Annotated in this window: 14 protein-coding genes; 3 read left to right on the top strand and 11 right to left on the bottom strand. The window is 28.2% G+C overall.

Annotated features, from left to right (window positions below):
- Window positions 1–73 precede the first annotated feature (73 nt).
- The 3 genes from ACJA22_RS04740 to ACJA22_RS04730 all read left to right on the top strand — a co-directional run bounded on the left by ACJA22_RS04740 (window position 74) and on the right by ACJA22_RS04730 (window position 11,207).
- Entirely contained in the window at window positions 74–8,056 is a 7,983-nt protein-coding gene (locus ACJA22_RS04740) for an ABC transporter permease (RefSeq protein ID WP_406617101.1), read from the top strand.
- 1 nt (window position 8,057) lies between these two features.
- Complete coding sequence (locus ACJA22_RS04735) at window positions 8,058–9,188, top strand: ABC transporter ATP-binding protein (RefSeq protein WP_406617100.1); 1,131 nt, start codon at window positions 8,058–8,060, stop codon at window positions 9,186–9,188.
- A 366-nt stretch (window positions 9,189–9,554) separates the two neighbouring features.
- Window positions 9,555–11,207, top strand: a complete 1,653-nt coding sequence (locus tag ACJA22_RS04730) for an IS1634 family transposase (RefSeq protein ID WP_406616757.1) — start codon at window positions 9,555–9,557, stop codon at window positions 11,205–11,207.
- A 503-nt stretch (window positions 11,208–11,710) separates the two neighbouring features.
- On the opposite strand, the gene ACJA22_RS04725 is transcribed toward ACJA22_RS04730, so the two are convergent.
- From ACJA22_RS04725 to ACJA22_RS04675, 11 genes are all read right to left on the bottom strand, one after another.
- Window positions 11,711–12,697, bottom strand: coding sequence for an ABC transporter ATP-binding protein (locus ACJA22_RS04725; protein WP_406617099.1), 987 nt, complete (start codon window positions 12,695–12,697; stop codon window positions 11,711–11,713).
- A gap of 47 nt (window positions 12,698–12,744) precedes the next feature.
- Window positions 12,745–14,748 carry an ABC transporter permease gene (locus tag ACJA22_RS04720; RefSeq protein ID WP_406617098.1) on the bottom strand — a complete coding sequence of 668 codons (2,004 nt, stop codon included), beginning with the start codon at window positions 14,746–14,748 and terminating at the stop codon, window positions 12,745–12,747.
- Complete coding sequence (locus ACJA22_RS04715; RefSeq protein ID WP_406617097.1) at window positions 14,748–15,599, bottom strand: HAD-IIB family hydrolase; 852 nt, start codon at window positions 15,597–15,599, stop codon at window positions 14,748–14,750. Before ACJA22_RS04715 ends, ACJA22_RS04720 begins: the two co-directional genes overlap by 1 nt.
- A gap of 31 nt (window positions 15,600–15,630) precedes the next feature.
- Complete coding sequence (locus ACJA22_RS04710) at window positions 15,631–16,542, bottom strand: NAD(P)/FAD-dependent oxidoreductase (RefSeq protein ID WP_406617096.1); 912 nt, start codon at window positions 16,540–16,542, stop codon at window positions 15,631–15,633.
- On the bottom strand, window positions 16,542–17,510 hold the full coding sequence (gene lgt, locus ACJA22_RS04705; RefSeq protein WP_406617095.1) for a prolipoprotein diacylglyceryl transferase: 969 nt from the start codon (window positions 17,508–17,510) through the stop codon (window positions 16,542–16,544). The genes ACJA22_RS04710 and lgt overlap by 1 nt, the downstream gene beginning before the upstream one ends.
- The gene (hprK, locus tag ACJA22_RS04700; protein WP_406617094.1) at window positions 17,497–18,447 is read right to left on the bottom strand and encodes an HPr(Ser) kinase/phosphatase; all 951 of its coding nucleotides are present in this window, start codon (window positions 18,445–18,447) and stop codon (window positions 17,497–17,499) included. Before hprK ends, lgt begins: the two co-directional genes overlap by 14 nt.
- Before the next feature lie 235 nt (window positions 18,448–18,682).
- Window positions 18,683–19,198, bottom strand: coding sequence for a hypothetical protein (locus tag ACJA22_RS04695; protein ID WP_406617093.1), 516 nt, complete (start codon window positions 19,196–19,198; stop codon window positions 18,683–18,685).
- Window positions 19,199–19,206: 8 nt separating this feature from the next.
- Complete coding sequence (gene ylqF, locus ACJA22_RS04690) at window positions 19,207–20,064, bottom strand: ribosome biogenesis GTPase YlqF (protein ID WP_406617092.1); 858 nt, start codon at window positions 20,062–20,064, stop codon at window positions 19,207–19,209.
- Window positions 20,064–20,294: an MAG0865 family DivIVA-related protein gene (locus ACJA22_RS04685; RefSeq protein WP_406617091.1), complete on the bottom strand. Its 231-nt coding sequence runs from the start codon at window positions 20,292–20,294 to the stop codon at window positions 20,064–20,066. Before ACJA22_RS04685 ends, ylqF begins: the two co-directional genes overlap by 1 nt.
- 7 nt (window positions 20,295–20,301) lie before the next feature.
- Complete coding sequence (locus ACJA22_RS04680) at window positions 20,302–21,024, bottom strand: TrmH family RNA methyltransferase (protein ID WP_406617090.1); 723 nt, start codon at window positions 21,022–21,024, stop codon at window positions 20,302–20,304.
- Window positions 21,012–21,542, bottom strand: a complete 531-nt coding sequence (locus tag ACJA22_RS04675) for a tRNA (cytidine(34)-2'-O)-methyltransferase (RefSeq protein WP_406617089.1) — start codon at window positions 21,540–21,542, stop codon at window positions 21,012–21,014. The genes ACJA22_RS04680 and ACJA22_RS04675 overlap by 13 nt, the downstream gene beginning before the upstream one ends.
- Window positions 21,543–21,757: the final 215 nt, after the last annotated feature.

Raw genomic sequence — 21,757 nt, 5'->3', positions numbered from 1 at the left:
ATATGAATATATAGGGGTTATTATGTGAAGATTATTTAAAGAGGTTTTTAAGTCCCTTTCTAAAAATAAAGTTATGGTTATAGGACTTAGTATTCTTGTATTTTTAACTTCAGCAGTGTTTACATTGCTTTCAACTTTAAGAACCACAATTGTTAGTGGTTTTAATAACTATAAACAAGTTTCGAAAATGCAAGACATAGTTGTAGACTTAAACCTTCCTACGCAAGGTATAGCATATAACCAAGGTTATTTTGTTAATGGTCAAGCTATCGGAAAAGATGGTGTTAAACAATATACACCGATAACATATGACATTAAGAATCCTTCAAACGAATATAAACCAGAACAAACTAATGCTTTATTTTTACCAAAAAGTGAATATTTAAATATTAATGATTTTAATTATAAAGATACAAATAAACCTCTTTATACTACACAAGCTTATATTAAAAAATCAGCTTTTGAAACCCTATATTCAATTTATTTAGCTGATGTTAATAATCCAAATGTTCAATTTGATTTAACAAATCCAGAAAGTGCTTTTATTAAATTCTTACACCCAGTTAAATTTACTTTATATAATGAACACGGTAAAGAATTAACACAAAAATTAACTCTTCCAGTTAATCAAGAATTAACATTCACACCAAAAGCAAATGGGCAGCCATACACAATTGGTGATTTAATGACTTTAAGATATGAAACAATTGATAATGTTAAAAGTATTGTTGCTGAACAAGTCGCTCCTCTTTTTATAAACATTAAAACAAAAGAAATTACTCCAGAATACTCAGTTGGTAATAGATGATTAACTGATCAAATTAGTGTTAGAATTAATGCTAACGACTGAATTAAATATTTTGGTTTCAAACCATATAACACAACTGTAAATGGTAGAGCAGAAGATAGCGAATATGTCTTCATGGCTAATGAAGATCCTATCATTGATTTATCAAAATTTGTTGAATACAATGGTCCAGACCCAGAAAAACTCACCGAAAGCTTAAAATTAAAATCAAAATGAGACTTACAATCTATTTGTGATCATGAACTTAGCATAGACTCAATGATTAAAATCGAAATACCAGCAAATAATGCAATTACATTGCCTAAAACTTATTTAGGTGAACGTAAAAGTTCAGTTAAATTTGAAAGATGAAACTATTTCACAACTTATGTTGGTGATACAACTAAACAATGATCAGGTGCTTTTGCTACATTTATGAATGAGCTTCAAATATCAGCAAATGATCCAAAAGCTAAAAACCACGATGAAGCTAAAAAACTTTGAAAAAGTTTAGAAACTTTCTCATACTGAAGAAAAATAAAAGAAACAACAATAACTTTTTATAGCAATAATGAATCAAAAACAAAAAGAATTGTAATTCCAATTGTAAAAGATGACTTAAATGTTGCTCTTTATACAAATGATCCAAGAACCAATAGACCTAATGGTACTCCTTATAAAATTCCTGATACTTCAGCTACCGGTATCTTGAACATTGATAATTATCTCAACTCCGCAGGTTTAAGTCTTGATAGCATTATTGAGTTATTAAATGATAATGATATTAGAAACCAAAAATATAACTTAATTAAACTTCAAGCTTATGATGTTACAAAAAATACTATTATCAACAAAGTCGAAGAATTAGTTGGCAAAGACAATATTGGTCTTAGAAAAACTCTTACTGTTGATGCTATTAATGATGAATCTGGAAAACAAAATGTATTCCACTTCATTAACACAGGTGATGAACACAATGTGGTTGATGGCGTTAAATTAAATGTTGGTAAATTGTTTAATGAAGAACATAGTCCTTCAATCCTTAATCATTATTCAAATATGACTTCTGATTCAATTTACAAACAAAAACAACTTCCATCCTTTGTTGCTTCGATGTTAATTCAATCAATTGGTAGAAACTTATATCCAAATCCAAAATATATTGAACCTATATATTACTTCACACCAGTTATTGATGTTAACCCAAAAACAAATGAAATTACTAAACAATCTTCTAAGATTGTTATGCTTAATAAGTTCTTATTAAAAGATGATCCTAATGCTACTGAAACAGCAATTAATGATGAATACAAAAAACTTAACTTAGGTATTACATTTAGAGGAAACTACTATAAATTAGTTACTTTAGTTGAAGATGAAGGCAAACTAGTTTGACAAACAGTTTATCCTGAAGGCGTTCCATTTGAAGGTTTTGATAAAGGTTTCTTAACTCAATATTTAGATAAAAACCAATTAACCGTAGCAACCAACTTTATTAAAGTTGATGGCGACGGATGAGTAAGACGTGATAAACAATTATCTAATATTTATTACGTACCACTTGAATTCTTATCTCCAAAGGCTGAATTAATTAACGAAATTTTAACCCACGGTAAAGTTGATTACTTAGCTAATTCAATTGAAAAATATTTATTAAACTTTGAATTAGTTAAAGACGGTTTTATTACTTCTGAACAAGTATTTCATTTAACCTCTGCTCTTAAAAAAGTTCTTAACGATAACAATTTTGCAAATGTCTTTTCAACAAGTAAATTAAATAAAAACATTCTTCCTAAAATTGCTTTTGACTTACTTTATGAATTAAGTCATAATGAATCTGGTGATGTATTATTAGCTGTATTCAACAACATATTTGATAAAGCTAAATCAATTATTCAATCACAAGGTAATTTAAGCAAACAAAAGATTTATTTAACTAGCGAAGTTCAAAATCTTTACGATATTATCAAAGGAATGAGCAACTTTGATTTAGGTGAATATATTAGTGCTTCTGATTTAGTAAATCTTTCAAATGATCCAGCTATATTCATTGATGCTGTAAAAACAATTTTCGCCTCAATTAATTTCTACAAATTTAGTGAATTAGCTCGCGAATGATACCAAAATTCTGCTAATAAAACTGTGTTGTATCAAAATGAACAATATACAAATAGATTATCAACCGGTTTAATTATTGACTGAATCTTCAAATCAATAGATCAAAGAACTCTAAAAAATGGTTTGAGTGAAATGATACAAAACATTGACCTTCATTCATTCCTAGACTTAGATTCTTCAAACAGTTTCTTATATAAATTATTAATTAATAAAGCTCCTTGATTAATTTCAAGTCTTAAACCAATTCTTGCTAAAATTAGCCCTGATGGTCAATATACCAACTTCAAAGAAGGTCTAATTAGCATTATTAGAAATATTGACTTTAACGCAATTTCATCATACTTAGACTCACATATGACAATGAAGTATTTTGATTACGTTAAAACAGTATATGACCCAGAAACCAATAGAAACAAACAAATTAAAGACGAAAAAATAGCATTACCAATTATTACTCCAAATGATGGAATGATGTCATTAATTTATGGTATGTTCTCTAACCCTGGTACAAATAGAGCATTTAAATTAAACTTAATTAAGATGTTCAATTTATCAGATAAAACTACTTCTCAAACTATTAACGGCGTAACTATTAATATTCCAGCTAATGATCCAGATAAATTAGGATTATTTGACTTCTTAAGTATTTTCACGAATGGTCTTGAAGCAAGTTCTCCAAAAATCTTTGCTAACTACCAAATGTATGAAGAATTAACGAAAGCTCAATTAGCAGTTACTAATTTAGAACCAAACAAAAAAGGCACACTTGATTTATTTAGCTTACCATTAAACATTCAAGCAATTTTACAAAAATACAACTTGAATACTTACAATACAAAAGAAGAACTTATTGGTAAGATCAATGACTTATTATTCTTTGTAAACCAAACTAAAGGTGGCACAAATAGTTTAATTGGTCCAGCTAATGAAACAGCTACAGATTACCTTGCAACCATGTATCGTTATGAAGATGGTAATGCTGTTTGACAAGGTCTTAAAGCAGTATTAACTTCAGCAACTCCATTAAATATTACAAATGAATATTCATTAGGTGCTCAAAGTTTTTCACTTTATACACCATGAATTAAATTAGCCCAAAACCCTAGTTTTAAAGACTTAAAAGACTCAAATGCGTTCTTAAAGAAATTATTAGAATTTAGTATTAATAATGAAATTCTAAGACTTACACAAGCGTTAGCAACCGACAATAATTTACCATTTAGTGGTACAACTGATTTCGGTATTTCAAACATTTTATTACACCCTAATACATTTAATTTGTTCAACTTAAAAAATGATAAATTCGAAAAACCAATTGTTCAAAACTACTTTGGCCAAAATGCAACCTGAAAGAAAATTGTTCTAGAAAACAAAGATTTATTACTAGAACAAGTTGGATTAATTGCTGCAAGCAAGAAATATTCATCGGATGCTAAAGTCGCTCCAAATGGTATTTATTGAACAACAATTAATAAATTTGTAAATGGTTATTTAAATACTCCTAGCTTCTGAAATGTTCGTCATGAAGCTTATAAACTCGCATTAAGTTTAGGGATTAAATTCCCAATTAAATTATTTGGCATTTCACCTGTTATTATTAACCCAATAATGCGTGCTGTATTCCCACAAATGTTATTGATTTATGTTTCTAGTGAAAGTACAGATCCTGGAACATATAAAGGTAACTTAGCAAATATTGTATTTAACAGAACTGGAAACTTTGAAGAAATTCTTAAAAATAACGGGGCTGAAATTGCTGAACTATTTGGCTCATTATGACAAAATAATGATACCTCAGCTATTCCACTTGATATTAGTGAAGAACAAACTTTAGTACTTGATGGAGCTAAAATTTGAACATTATTCACAAATAACAAAGTTAACAAAAAGCTCTTTGGAATAGACTTATTAGGATTTATTAATAGTGCTATAAACTCTATTGTAGAACCTAAAGAAATGAAAGATATTGTATTTAACAATATCCAAAGTTATCTAGCAAAAGTAAATTATGCTTACTTAGCTAAAAATAATAAAGCTATATATAATGGTCCAATTCCAACTAATAATGTAGCAATGGAACAATTAATCAACACACTTGAAGATAGATACATTTTAGATGTTAATGGTATCAAATTCTTGATTGTGGGTGAAGATACAACAATTGATTATATTTACCCAGTTATTGATGAAAACAACTTACAAGTTAACACAAGTAATCAAGCCTTAGTTTATGTTAACGATTCAGGTTTCTCAAGAGTTGTTGCTGCTTACCAAGGTAACGTTGTTAAAAAGAGCTTATTAGTTGCTAACGGTTTAAAATATTCAAACAAAGTATTACAACAAAAAATTATTGAAATAGTAGATAGATCAATTAGTGATAGTAACAAACTTCAACGTGTGTTCGCTTACAATGAAGTTGACCCTATTAACCCTGAAAGAGCTTTAAGAATTACAACAATTGAAGGAATTATTAAAGCTGTTTCGATTTCAACAATTATTCTTATCTCAATCTTTATCATTTTAGTAGCTGTTTCAATTATCTTCATTATTAAGAGATACATTACAAACAAAGCTAAAGTGTTAGGTATTCTTGTTGCTCAAGGTTATCGTCCAATTGAAATAGCCTTCTCACTTACAGTGTTTGCAGCTGTAACATCAATTATTGGTGGAATTCTAGGTTATTCAATTGGTAACCGGGCGCAACTATACATCCAGAATATATTCTCGGCTTATTGAACCTTGCCTAAGGCGGCAATCAAGTTCGACTTTATAACAATGATTTTAACAGTCTTCATACCATTTATTAGTATGAGTGCATTGATTATTATCGTTGCCTTAATTGAACTTAGACGTAAGCCACATGATTTAATTACTGGAGCTTACAATGTGCCAACCGGAAAACTTTATAATAAGGTTTACAAAACAAAACAAAAGAAAAATGTTAAACGTAAATTCGCTTTTGCCCTTACTTATACCGGTTTTGGTAAATTAATGTCCTTCGGTGCTAGTGTGTTATTAACCTCCGTCGCGACAATGTTTGGAGTAGCTAACATTAAAGTATTTAGTAAAACTATTAATGAAACCTACGCTAATAGAAATTATAAATTCAAAGTTGATTTAGAGAGTCCTACAACCGAAGGTGGTATTTATTCAACTTATACAATTAATAATTTACAAAACATTATTTATACACCAATAGGTGATTTAGCTGAAGGTAATCGTGAAACATCAGATTACTTCAAACCAGGTAATTCAAGCATCATAAACAGTAAAGGATTAAATGGCAACCCAGGTCCAAATGCTCCACACGTATTATCACAGTTCTCAGTTAATGTAGCTGTTGATGCTGGTGTAGCTGCAGACCCATGATTAGTAGCATATAATGGTATGCCAGATAGCCAAAAAGTTAAGATTGATAGAATTAGAGACCAAGTTGGTTATGAACTAGAATGATCTCAAAACCTTGATGATAATGGTAAATTAAGAAAAACAGGCTACTTAATTAAAGTAGATAGTAATGGCTTAATGTCATACGAAAATGAAAAAGGTGAAAAAGCTTCATTCTTCAAATATTACAAATCACCATATGACAAACAAGGAAGCTTCAAGTATGCCAAATGAGATGCTACTAATGGTGAATATGTAATGACAACTATTAAGACAGGTACAGATATTAGAAACCAATATCGTGAATTCGTTGTTAATGGTTATAAGAAAATTAATGCTGTTGTTTCTGCTCAAGATGCTGCTTTAATTAATAAAGATAACTATGTAAACCCAATTGAAAACTGAGTTAAAAATAATAAAGCATCAACCTTCTGATTATCAGATACATCAGACTTAAGTAAACCTTGAGTAAATGACTACTTCATTAGTTTCGGTGGTGTGTTATACAACAATAAATATGATCAAGAATATACCTACTTAGATGTTCAAAATGCTAACGACTCAATGAAGATTTATGGATATGAAAAACCAGAAAATATAAACAACGCGTTTATTAAATTAGTTGATCAAAATGGAAATAACTTATACAACTTGCTTTATGGTTATGAACCTAAAAATGATGTTTATCCACTTGTTATAAATGAAGTGGTTCGTAAGAAATATAACTGAAACGTTGGAACGAGAGTAAGTTTCGAAATCAACAATAAAGTAGATAGATACGTCAATAAGATTAAAGAAAAAGTTTATGAAAATGACCCTGCAAAACTTAAAGAATTAAAAGAAGAAATTAAGAAAAACAAAGTAGCACAATTCGAAATTATTGGTATTAATCCTACCTATATTAATAAAGAATTAATTACTACGAAAGATGCTGCTAATACCTTAATTGGATTCAAATCAGCAGAAGAATTTAACGGTATTATTACCCAAAAAGATTCACCTGCACAGGTAACTGATTCAACATCACTTTACTCAATTAGTGGTTATTGATCAGGATATGATGGATTTGATTTAAGTACGCTTGATGAAAATACAATTAAGAATATGTTTGATCAAATCTTTGATGTTCATAAAGGTGTTCTAGCAACACAAGCTCATTTAAGTGCTGATGTAATCGCTAAGTTCTTAGATCCTAAAGCAGCAAGCTATAGTCAAGAGTTATACAATGTAGCTCGTGATGCTGCTAAAGATCATATTGAAGACTTCAGTAGAATATACAACAATAAACTTTATATAGCACTTGGAATGTCAATTGATTCTAAAGATATTGAAGTTGGATTTACAGAACAAATTGGTTCAACAATTGAACAAATTAGTATCTTCGTAATTGTAGTCTGCTTCGCGATATCATTAATTATCCTTATCATAATGGCAACAATTATGATTAGTGAAAATGAAAAGAATATCGCAATCTGGTCAATTCTGGGTTACACGAACAAAGAAAAAATCCAGATGTTCTTTGGAACCTTCACACCATTTCTCGTTGGAGCAATCCTACTATCAATCCCGATAGTTATCCTGATGATTTATTCATTCAACATTTTCTTATTAATGTCTTCATCAATAGCACTTTCATTAACCTTGAAGTGATGACATATATTATTAACGGCTGGCTTAATGTTCCTTATCTTCGCTATTACCTCAGTAATTGTGTGAGATAGTATTAATAAGATGAAACCAGTAGATTTATTGAAAGGAAAATAACATGGCTGATTTTGATTTAAAGAAAGATCCATTTAAAGACCCGGTGTGAGATGATAAATCTACAAAGGTTATAAATGTAAAAGTTAAGGATCCAAACAAAGCAAAAGCTAAGAAGGTTAAACCTCCTAAACCACCTAAACCTCCAAAGGAACCTAAAAAACCAAAGAAAGAGAAAAAACCTAAAACTCTTAGCCAAGAAGAAATTGTTAACAAAATTGTTCAAGAACAAATGGACACTATTGAGATTTCAAAATCAACAAAACTTAATAGTAAAACAGTTTTTGCTTACTTAAATAAAGAAAGTGAAAAACGTAATTTTGTAGTTCCTAAAAAAGTTCAAAATATTCTTGAATCTATCAACAAGAAAAAACGTAAAAAAGATGAATTTTACGATTTAAAAAATGAAGGCGATAAAATTATTGAAGTTAAAAACGTAAGCAAGTTCTACGTTAATGACAACATTGTAACTCGTGTTCTTCAAGATGTTTCAATGGATGTTAAAAAAGGTGAATTTATGCTTATTTATGGTATTTCTGGTGGCGGCAAAAGTACACTTTTAAATATCATCAGTGGATTAGATAGACCATCTAGAGGACATGTTATAGTTTGTGATAATAACTTACCTTATTTATCAAACAGTCAATTAACAAACTTCAGAAGAGAACATGTAAGCTTTATCTTCCAAAACTATAACTTACTTGAAAACCTTAATGCTTATGATAATGTTGAAACTGGCGGTTTCTTACAAAAAGACCCTGCTAAAAAACTAAATCTCATTGACTTATTCAAGCGTTTTGAAATGGAAGAAGAAATGACTAAATTCCCATCTCAAATGTCTGGTGGTCAACAACAACGTGTATCAATCATGCGTGCCTTAGCAAAGAACTCAGATATAATATTTGCTGATGAACCTACAGGTGCACTTGATGAAGTAACAACCAAAATTGTTCTTAAAATGCTTTATGAAATCAATAAAGAAACTGGTTCAACGGTTGTAATGGTTTCACATAACCCAGTTATGGCAGCCATGGCTGATAGAGTGGTTCATGTCGTTGAAGGTAAAATTGCCAACATAGAAGTAAATGAACCCCCAGTACACCCTGACGAAATTGACTTATTTAAAGGACAATAAAAAATTTCCCTATGAATTTATTTCATAGGGATTTTCTTTAATTTTACAATACTAAATTTCGTGATATTTACACTATTTAGATATCTAGATTTATATATGTCAAATAAACCCAATAAACAAATCAAAGAGCAGAATATCTATGAATAATTGTGAGATAGAAGTTTAGTATCTTCAAAAAATAATAAAGAATGTTTCCTTGAGTTTCCAGCTTTTACAATGTAATTTTTAGCAATAAACATATTTGATTAGTTCCTGAGTTTCCAAGTTGGAGCTCTTTTTATTACTTTTTTCAGTGTTATTTATATATAAATAAAAAAAAGTTATTTTTTTACATAATTACATTGTAATTTGTGGTATAATAAAGATATGAAAAAAGACAAATGACTATTAATTTCAAGAAAAAATAAGAACTCTACTTACTTATCTTTAGCACTTTCAGGAGGATTTGGCAAAGGTTATAAGAAATCTATCGGTATCGGTACAGTTGAAAAATGAGAAAAATATTGTTCTGATCCAGTAGAAAAAATTAAAAAACTATCTCAAAACTACAATACTGATTGAGATAGAAATATGATAATTAGACAATTAGAGTTAGATATAAGCAAGGTTAAAATTGAAACAAAACAGTTCAATTATGGATATGATTTGTTATACAGTTTCTTAGAAAAATTAAATCCTTTTAAAGATGCTAAAGTATCAAAATCCAAGTATTTAAATGATTTATTAAAATATATGATTTCAAATAGAATTGTAAATCCGGGTAGCATGCTTTCATCCTTTAAAAATAAAGACAAATTCAATATAAATTTAGAAGTTGAAAAGACGACATTTTATAATACTTTAGACTATTTAGCTGAAAATAAAAATAACATTTTAAAGAGTGTTAACGATACATTGATCAAAGATAAAAATAGAAAAATAGATATTATTTGATACGACTCTTCAACGGTATATTTTGAAAGTTTTGTAAGAGAAGGATTGAGATATCCAGGTTATTCTAAAGATGGAAAATTCAAAGAAGATCAAATTGTTTTAGGTTTAGCAACAGATGAAAACGGCATTCCAATTCACTATAAATTATTCAAAGGGAACACTGCTGATGCATCAACATTTATTAATTTTATTTTGAATATAAAATCACAATATGAATTAAACAAAGTAACACTCATTGCTGATAGAGGAATGAGTACAAATAGAAACATAAGATTCTTAGAAGATAACGATATTGATTACATTTTATCTTATAGATTAAAAGCGGCTTCAAATGACCGAAAGACCTTTGCAATAGATGAATCCGGCTATTTTGGAGACAATAATTTTAAATATAAAGAAACTACTTTTTATTCGTTTTGAAAGAATAGAAGAGCAAACGGACACAAGAGAAGATTGGTAGTAACATATAGTAAAAAAAGAGCATTAAAAGATAAAAATGATAGACAAATTTTAATCGATAATTTTATTAAAAGACAAGATAAAGACGGACTAGTTCATGATCAAGTAATGTTCGGTCAAAAGAAATTTAAATTCTTCGAAAAAGTTGGTGGTAAAGGTTATTACAAACTTAACTATGACAAAATTATCGAAGATGAAAAGTTTGACGGATATTATGCTTATGAAACCTCTAGATTTGATTTATCACCTGAAGAAATTGTGAATTTATATTCAAAACAATGACAAATAGAATCAAACTTTAGAGCTTTAAAAAGTGCTTTAGCTGTAAGACCTATTTATGTATGAAGTGAAAAGCATATTGAAGGTCATTTCGTACTTTGCTTCTTATCTCTTGTTTTATTAAATTTTGTTATTTATTATTTAAACAAAGGTTTGAAAGAACTCGGTGTTGTAGATGAAAAAATCACAATCAAAAAATTACAAGATGTAATAAAAGAAACAATCAAAACATGCAAGATTATTGACGGAAAAATTGAAAGTGAAGAATATATTATTAACGACAACAATAATCAAGCAATTCAAGATTATCAAACATATTTAAGAATTTTAAATGAATTAAAATTTTAAATTATTAAAAACAGCTCATCAAACAGATGAGTTGTTAAAAATTACATTGTAAAAGCTGGAAACTCGGGAAAAAATAATAAAGAATGTTTCCTTGAGTTTCCAGCTTTTACAATGTAATTTTTAGCAATAAACATATTTGATTAGTTATTTTGCAGAACACAAAGTTATTTCGTCTAAACTTTTGAACATGTTTAAAAGACACTAATCAATTAATTATTGTTATCGTTAATAATATATTCTTTGAATTACAACAAAAGTGCAGTGCATAGAAATGATGGGACAATAAGTTCACATCATCAAGTTTGCAACAAAATCATTATCAAAAACACAATTTTTAAGAGATTGTAGGGATTCAAAAAATAGCATATAAAAAAATCAAAAAATTAAAATTTGGGTCAAAAAACACTATATTTTAAACTTTTTGCATTTAACCCCGAAACTCACAATATACACAAATAAAAAATCTTGACAAGTAAAATATCTATACATGCCAAGATTTCTTTTTAATCTTTTTTATTGAAATAAATTTCTCCTAAACTTTCGGTATTAGGTTCTAATAATATTAATTCATTTTTAGTTCTAGTACTATGGTTTAACATTTTGCTTTTAATAGATTCATCATCAATTCTGCAATAAATATGTTCTTCTATTAATTCATAAGGAATTTTATTTTTATCTAATCAATCACACATTGCATCATTATCAGCAAACTTCATTTTTAAATTATAAGTTGCACTTCTAGGAATATCTTTTAATCATCCTGAATAAATTACACGACCATGTGAAAGAACTGTACAACTATCAATGTGTTTTTCAAGTTCATCAAGAATATGACTAGAAATTAAAATAGTTTTACCTTCTAAATGTAATTGTTTAATTTGTGCGTAAAAACGAATTCTTGCTGAAGGATCTAAATTAGCTGCAGGTTCATCAAAGATTAAAATTTCAGGATCATTTAATAAAGCTTGCATTAATAAAACAGTTTTCTTTTGACCAGAAGACATAAGCGATGGACTTTTATCTAATTCAGGTAAATCAAATTCATATTTCTTTAATAATGTATCAATTTTAGAAGGTATTTCTTTAGCTGGAATTTTAGACATTCTAGCACAGTAATATAAATATTCTCTAACAGTGAGTTTAGTTGAGAATAAAGCAACTTCTGGAATATACCCAACGATTGTTTTGCTTTTACTTGAGGTTGAATCATATTTTCCAATATAGATTTTTCCATAAATATTAGGATAGAAACCTAAAATAGATCTAATTGTTGCGGTTTTACCAGCACCATTATCTCCAATAAATCCGTGGAATTGACCTTTTTTAACTTCAAATGAAATATCATTTGCTGCTATTTTATATTTTTGAAAACCTATTTTAAAAATTTTGGTTAAGTGTTGAATTGATAATGCAATATCATCAGCAGGTTTATGTGTTTCATAATTTTTGGCTTTTGCGAACATAGCTTTATTTGCTTTGTATTTAGCCATAAAGTTTTTAAAAACGCATTTTTTATTTTTCTTTTCTTTTTCCATAATTAACTAAAGTTCTTTCTCTTAAATAACACATAACCTAAAGCAATTAATGTAGCTGAAACTAATAAAGTAATTCCTGTTCCACTTCATGCGTTGAATGGTTCAACTCTTTCGAATGAAATTAAGTTATCGTTTAGTTTCATTAATTGGAAAATATTGTTTTTATAATCCTTAGCATACATTAAGTAATTTTCTTGATTTTGAGCTAAGAAAGGTTTGATATTTTTATTGTCAATAATTGTTTTAAATTCACCATTTTCAGGATTAATTGAAACATTCTTCATTAATCTAATTGTAACGAAACCTTTTATAAGTGAGTTAATCATTCTGGTTTTAATAACCTTTTGATAAGCTTCAATTTTAGCTTTTTGTAATAGTGTTACATTAGTTAATTTTTCACCCATCTTTTTGACATATTTATCTATTTCATTGTTAAATTTGTCAATTGGAAGTGCTTTTAAAAGCAAACTATTAGGAATAGAATTTATGCTTGCCAATTGTTTATAGAAAGGCTTTAATTCTTCTAATGTATTACTATCATTAGCTTTAGTGTTTAATTCATTTACTATCTTATTAAATATATGATCAAAGTCATTTGCGTTATTAATTCTAGCTCCAAGAATTTCACTAGTATATTTAATTGTTAAAGCTAATTTAACAGCATCAACTTTATCACCAGTTAAGTCTTGTTTTAAACCAATATTGTCATAAATAAAGTTGTCAAATAATTGAGTTGATGATGGGTCATTTTCAACAATTTTATCTATGATTTGACTGTTAAAGTCTTTGAAAATATCAAAAGCTCTATTTTGAATATCATCAAATTTAAATTGGAAAAGTTTATTTGAATCTTGTTCTCATTGGAACACTTCTCTAAAATTATTAACGTTGTAATTTAAACTAAGAATGTCATTATTGCTTGTTTTAATTAATAAGTATTTTTTCAAATCAAGAGCATATTCTTTTTTAAATAGCTCATTAGTTTCATTATCTAAATTCCCATTTTTATCAAGAACTTTATAATAGATACCATCTTTACCATTTAAGTTTCTTTGGTAATTTGTAAGAACGCTTAAGTTTAGTAAGTTTTTATCATAAGCCACCAATAGCGGGAAGATATATTCACGATAGTTAGCTCAATAAATTTTATCGTAGAATGATTTTTTAGATTTATCTACATAATCAGTAACTGAAAGAATTTTGTCTGGTGTTGTATCTTTACTTAATGGGTTAAAGTTTAAATCATTAGCATTTTCAAAAAGTCCAGTTAAGCTTTGGTTCGCTACAACTCAGTTAGTTTGAGTTCTAAATCTGTCTTGTAAGTTATCAACTGCTTTATTAGCATCTGATTGTTTGCTTGGTGAGTTTTCAACTAAAAGTGTTGGGTTTTTAGCTGCTTTTGAAATAGATAATAAAGAGTCCGCTTGTTCAGGTGATTTAATAAAACCAAAACCAAGTAAGAATAAAAGAGGGACAACAGCAACCATAACTTGGAATACTTTTGATTCAACTAAGGTTTGAATTACACTAGCAATTCCAATTACAAACACTGCTCCAACTAAAGAAACTGCTAGGAATGTCAATGAAGATATAAAAGCATTATAAGCAGAAACAGGTATCATAATTTGGCTTATAAAATATTCAATCGTAATTAATATAGCTGAAAATAATGAGCCAATAAATGAAGCTATAATGTTAGCAAAATAGATTTGTGATCTTTTAATTGGTTTTGAAAATAATATGTAATCTACACCTTCTTTTCTATATCTATAGAAAAAGGTTTGTGCCACAAAAGAACCAACCATAAAAATTGAGAACAATACGATATTAGTTTGGATTTCCGCATATTTGTTTCCAGTTAGTAATTCTTTTGCTTCATCAGGACTAACTGATGCTTTCATTGCTATGGTGATTATAATGTATAACAAACCCACAACAAGTGGAGTTACATATGAACTAATTAATCTAAAATAGATTTTTAGTTGCATTCTTAAAAAAGCATTCATTATTTATTTTTTTCTCCGTTATTATTTAAATAATAAAATTCAATCGTTTTGCCTAAACCAGCTTTTTTATTGGTGAATGGGGAAACCATATCAGCAATCATTTTTAAAGTTGAACATGAGTTTTTTATAGCTATTAAAGTTCCAACATGTCCAACACAAGTTGCATCATTTAAGGTATCACCGATATGAACACAATCCATTGGATCAACGCCACGACCACGAGCAAATTTTTCTTCAGCTTCTCCTTTAGAACAACCAACTGGTGTAATTTCTAAAACTGTATCGTGTTTTCCTGTATATGCTATTTCGCAAATTCCTCTAAATTTTTCTTTTAATACATTAGCGAATTGAAATAATCTGCCTTTAAGAGGATGTCATAAAACCATTTTATTTATTTCAATATCATTATGAAAATCATCATATCTTTGAGCTTTCCCTCTAGTTCATTTTATTCCTAATGAAAGCAATCAACTTTTTGTAAATGAATAGTTTTTGGTATCAGAGTTAAAAATAACGCTAATTTTGTATTTCTTAATTTCTTCAAAAATTGCTGCGACAACATCTTTTTCAAAAGCTGATGAAAAGATTTTAACGCCATCTTGATATATTACAGTTCCGTTTCAAGCAATGTAGTTATCTCTACACTTCATCGGATCTAAGAAAACATTAGTTGCTTTAATAGGAGGTCTACCAGTTGAAACGACAACTTCAATACCTGCTTGTCTGGCTTTTTCAATATATTCTAAATTTTCTTTGCTGATCCTTTTATTCCTTAAAACTTTTAAGTCGATAGTTGTACCATCTAAATCAACAAAAATAATTTTAGGTTTTTTAATAACACATTTTTCCATAAATTATTTAAACTCCTTAATTGAATATTAATTATTTTAGAATATTTCAAATTTCTTTTGCAGCAATTGCACCATCACTTGCGGCGGTTACAATTTGTCTAATTGATTTAACTCTAATATCACCAATAGCATAAATTCCATCTACTTTTGTTTTCATAGTTTCATCAGTTGGAATAAATCCTGATTCATCTGTAATATTTAAATTCTTAAAGAAACTAGAATTAGGAATAAAACCAATCATGGGGAATAAAGCATCACATTTATGCTTAAGAATTTTGCCTGCTTTGTCTTTTAAATAGATATATTCAACAGAATTATTGCCTTCTAATTCAACGATGCTTGTATTAGTTAATACCTTAACTTTTTTATTTTTAAGAACCTTATCAACAGTAATTTGATCAGCACTAAAAGTATTATCTCTTACTACTAAAGTTACATTGTTAGCAAATTGACTTAAGAAATCAGCTTCTTCAAAAGCGGTATTTCCGGCACCTTGTACAAAGATTTCTTTGTCTTTGTATAAAGGACCATCACACACTCCACAATAGCTAATTCCTTTGTTAGTAAATTGTTCAAAGTTTTTAATATCTCTAGGTTTTCTATTGATCATACCTGAAGCAATGATTACAGTTTTAGTTTCAATCTTGTCTTGATTTTTTAAGATTACTTCTTGATGTAAAGTTTTCTTATGAATAATATCTACAACTTCAGCACTTTTATATTCAGCACCGAAAGATAATGCGTGTTTATATAATTGTTCTGAAAGTTCAAAACCAGAAATTTTAGTAGTACCTAATCAGTTTTCAACTACTGAAGTAGTATTAATTTTGCCACCAGGCATTTCTTTTTCAATAATTAAAGTTTTAAGACCAGCTCTAGAAGCATATAAAGCAGCATTTAAACCACCAGGACCAGCACCAATAATTACAACATCATAAACCATTAGCTAATTACCTCTTTAATTGGTTTAGATTTTTTAGTTTTAATTCTGGTTTTTTCTAATCAGTTAATGTACATTTGTGGGTGTGCATATTGATATACAAATCTATATTTTCTTCATTCATAAACATAATGCGTTGGGTTGAAGAATTGGAAGAAGATAAATGTGAGTCCACCAAATACAATAAATAAGTAAGCAGCAATAACATACATTTGGAACGACGTTTGACGCAATGGTTCCATTGCTAAACGAACTAAACCATATCAAATGAAGTATCATGAAGCACTTGAACCAGGTTTTAATAATCCCATTAAATTAATAATTCAAACAAGAACAATATATCCAAATAAGTTAGCAAGACCTTCGTAAAGGAATAATGGATATCTATAGCCTATTCCGTATTGGTCTTGAATATACATGTTTTGGGCAAATGTTTTACCGAAAATCAGTACACTGCTACCATCATAATCTATTTTTCCATAAAGTTCATGGTTAGCATAGTTACCTCAACGACCAATAACTTGACCAATTAAAATTGTAGGAATAATCATATCAGCAACTTTTCTAATATCAACTTGATCTCTTTTTGTATAAACGTAAATAAAGTCACATAGGAAGGCAACAACAACACCACCTTGAATACTAAGTCCACCTTCTCAGATCTTATACCAGTTGGCTCAGTTAAAGTTTGGATTATTTCGCTCTTCAACTAAGTCTCATAAACGAGCACCAATAATAGCGGTTGGAATTGTAATTAAAATTAAAGAAAATAGAATTTCTCATTTATATCTAGCTCTTTTTCAAAAAAATACAATAGTTAAAATAGCAGCAATGATACCTAACATCATAGTTAATGAGTAAGTATGAACCGGAAATCTACCAATATTGAATAAAACTGATGGACCTATTTTAGCTGGCTGAATAGGGGCATCAGGTCTTCAAACACCAGGGGCAACCTTAATGATATCCATTATCAATCCTCCTTCTTTTTTGTCTTTCTTTAATAAGTTCTAATGGTTTAGAACCTGCTTTTTTAGATAAGTAAGCAATTACAGCTCCTTCAATTAATGAAGAAACTGTAGCTCCAGGTTTAACTGGCACTTGCACTTTAGGAATTGATCCTCCTAGTATAGAATAAACTAATTGTTTATCGCCCAATCTATCTAATGAGTAGTAATCAACACTTTGACTAGATACTAATTCAACACAAAGTTGAACAACTGCTCCGTCTGCTATACTTCTAACTCCATAAGCTTGAAGCATATTCATTAAACCAATACCTCTCATTTCGAGCAAATCTTTGGTAAGAGCTGGAGCGTAACCAAAGTAGTTAGCGCCAATATTTTTAATCATTACAGCATCATCTGCAATAAATAAATGTCCTCTTTGAATTAATTCAGAAGTAGCTTCTGATTTACCAATTCCAGATTCACCAATGATTAAAACACCAACTCCATAAATTGAAACTAAACAACCATGAACTTGAGTTTCTTCTGAATAAAAATCACTTAAATATGTACCAATTGTTGATGTAATTTTTGAAGTACTTTTATCAGAAACATATACTGGGATTCTAAATTCATCACAGATATTTATAATTCATTCGCCAGGTACTGGATTCATACCTTTTGAAAGAATAACCATAGGCGGTCTAGCTTGTAAAACTCTTCTTAAAGTTTTAATAGCTTCTCTCTTGCCTAACTTTCTAAAATAAGTTGATTCACTTGTTCCTCAACAAACAACATTTTTTGCATATCTAGTACTATCCGAAACATTTGCGATTTCTAAACCTAAACGTTTAATTGCAGGATAGTGAATATTACGAAAAACGAGGTCAGGATTTTTATTAGATAAAGTAATATTAAATTTATCAATTACTTTTCTCACGTTTATAAGTTTTTTATTCATATTGGTCCTTAAAATTAGCTTTCTATAATTAATATTAATAATTATATATGATAATTAAAATTAAGTATTAATAATAGAATGCGCTCGGTCAAGCAAATAAAAAAGAGAAAAACTATTAATTTTTCTCTGTAAATTTTGATTAATTATTTTGATTAATGCTTAAAAATAATCTATTAATTAAGCATTACACGTTTTTCTAATATTACTATAAAACAGGGAAATATAGAAAGGAATCTTATTTTTTATCTTCTTGTTTTTTGTTAATAATTTTCTTAAGTAAATCCTCATCTAGTTTGTTCGTTTCTTCTTTTTCGTTATTTGATGGTTGTTCTTGAACTTCACCTTTTTCGATGTTTTCACTATATTCAACATATGCTTTAGGGAATTTTTTCATTCCTAAAATAACATAAAGTTTAGTGTATTTATATGTCTTATCAGGGTCATTATTCTTAATATTTTTTAATGCATGAAATAGAAAAATATTCACTATAAGATATCATAAAACTATCATAATGCAGACAGGGAAAAAGATATTTGTAAAGATAACTGCAGCTAATGGACTTTTAATACCATTTGTATTTTTGAAGAAGACAATATCACAAAAAATAAGTAAACCAATTGTTAAAAGTAAGGTTAAAGTTGATACTCTAAAAGCTGTTTTAACTCTTTGGTTAAACATAACCGGATTAACTTTAATTACTTCTATTCATGTATTAATTTTTTCTTCTTTTGTATGTACTTTATTTTCCATTTTTACCTCTAATCCAATGTTATATTTTTGAGATTTTTAATTCAATTTAAGAAGAAAGTATAAACCTTATTAAACTCAATTTTATTGTTTTGTTTAAAACCAAATTCATTAGCAATATGAACAATTATATTGTGTGTTTTATATTCATCTAGGTTTTCTAAATCTTTAGGATCTATGTGAAAAGTTTCGATAAGCTTTTCTGGATAGTATTTTGCCATTATCTTTAAAAAGTTTTCAAATAAGAATTTTTGTGGAAAGATTTTGGTTTCAATTGAACCAATCATAGCTAGTTTAGCAGCAGCTTCTTGGTCAGATAATTTAGGAAGTAAAATTCCCGGAGTATCCATAAAAAAGATATTATCGACAGCTACTCACTTTTTATCTCTAGTTACACCAGGATAGTTTGCAACTTTTAAACTCTTCTTACCAGACATTAAATTAATTAATGTACTTTTACCAGCATTAGGCACACCCATTACAAAAACCTTAATTCTTGATACAAGTAAACCTTTAGCTTTATCACGATCAATTTTTGCTTTTAAAAGTTTATTAATCTTTTCAAGGATTATTTTTTTACTTTTAGGGTTTCTTAAATCTAATCATAATAATGTTTCATTACCAAAACGTTTTTGGATCATATCTTTTTTGCTTTTGTCCATTAAATCGCTTTTAGTAATAATAAATAATCTAGGTTTTTGAGGAGCGATAGCATTAAAATCTTCGTTATAACTACTAATTGGGCATCTAGCATCTAAGACAATTAAGAAAATATCAGCGATATTAGCATTTTCCTTAATTTCTTTTAAGGCTTTTGCCATGTGCCCAGGATATCAATTAATAAGTAATTGTTCTTCTTTTTGCTCCATTATTTTTTACTCATTTCTATTGTCATGTTTTTTACTTCAAGTTCATTAATTTTATTTTGAAGTTCTCTATTTAATTTATTATATTGAGATTTCAATAGCTTCTTTTCATCATTAATTTTATTAATGTATTCTCACATTTCATTAATAACTCCATTAACTTCAGAGACAGAGTAACCATTTAGTTCGTGACTAAATTTAATGTTTTTGAATTTTGTTAATTTATCTTCCATGGTTTACCTACTTTTCATTATATATGTGATTTAATATGATACCTGTTGCTATTCCAACATTTAAACTCTCGAATTTAATTGGAATATAAATTTTATAATCAGCTAGTTCATATAATTTGGGGTTAACTCCATTGCCTTCATTTCCAACCAAAATTATTATTTTATCTTCATTATATTTAGCATCAAGATAACTAATGCTATCTTTTTCCAATGAAGTTGCATAAATTACATAACCTTGTTCTTTTAGATTTTTAAGAGCACTATATGCATCATCATAATTAATTAATGAAGCATCAAACAAAGCACCTTGAGTTGATCTAATGATTTTATCATTATAAAAATTTGCATTCGAATAAATGGTATCAAAACCAAAAGCTTTTGAAGTTCTGATTATTGTGCCAACATTTCCGGGATCTTGCACATTGTCTAAGAATACAATTTTATTAGATGCTTTAGGCACATTTAGTTTCTTACATAAAGCAATAATGCCTTCAGGTGTCTTAGTGTTTGCTAAAGCATTTAAAACATTTTCAGTAATAATTATTGATTGCTCATATTTTACATTTTTGTCTGTTTCATAGGTTTTTAAGACAAAATTATGTTTCATTGCTTCTTCAACTAAATGATAACCTTCAATTAGAAACACATCATCTTTTTTACTATTATGTTTAAGTAATTTTTTAAGTTCTTTTATTTCAGGATTATTAACACTTGTAATTATTTTCTTCATGTTCTAAGGAAATCCTTTCCTTTTTGAACTTCGAATAATGATAAATCTTTAAAGTCTAATTGCCGCATAACTTCAAAACCTAAAATTGCTACACAGTTAGCTAAGTTAATACTTCTCATAGCAGAAACCATTGGGATTCTTAAACAATGATCTAAATGATTATGCAATATTTCTTTGTTAATGCCAGTTGATTCTTTTCCAAACATCAATCAGATTTCTTTGTCCTTTTTATACACTTTTTTGTATTTAACATCTGTATATGTAATTTCTCCATATCTTGTAATATAGAAGATATTTTTATCATGATATTTCTTATAAAAATCTTCATATGAAGCATGAACTTCATGTTGTATGTCGCTAAGCAATCTACCGGCAGCCGCTCTTGCTAGATGTTGGGGAGCTAAGTCAAAAGAAATAGGTTTAATAATATGTAATTTAGCTCCTAGAGCGAAACAAGTTCTAATAATATTAGCTGTATTGGGTGGTATTTCTGGTTCATATAAAACAATATTTAACATTTGTCTCCTTATTTAATTATTAATTAAATTATAAAATAAAGAGAATTATTATTAAGACATAAATTTATAGATCTTTTTCACATTTTTTACCATATTTTTTGCCATAAACTCATATTAATTTGTTAATACACAATTTATAATTTATAATATTAAAGCAAAAAGTAAGGAGAAATATGAAAGAATTTTATAAATATAAATTCCAATTTTAAAAGTCC

It is taken from the genome of Mycoplasmopsis adleri, from assembly GCF_045276205.1.
Lineage (GTDB): Bacteria > Bacillota_I > Bacilli_A > Mycoplasmatales > Metamycoplasmataceae > Mycoplasmopsis > Mycoplasmopsis adleri.
This window is presented reverse-complemented; position numbering and strand designations above follow the sequence as displayed.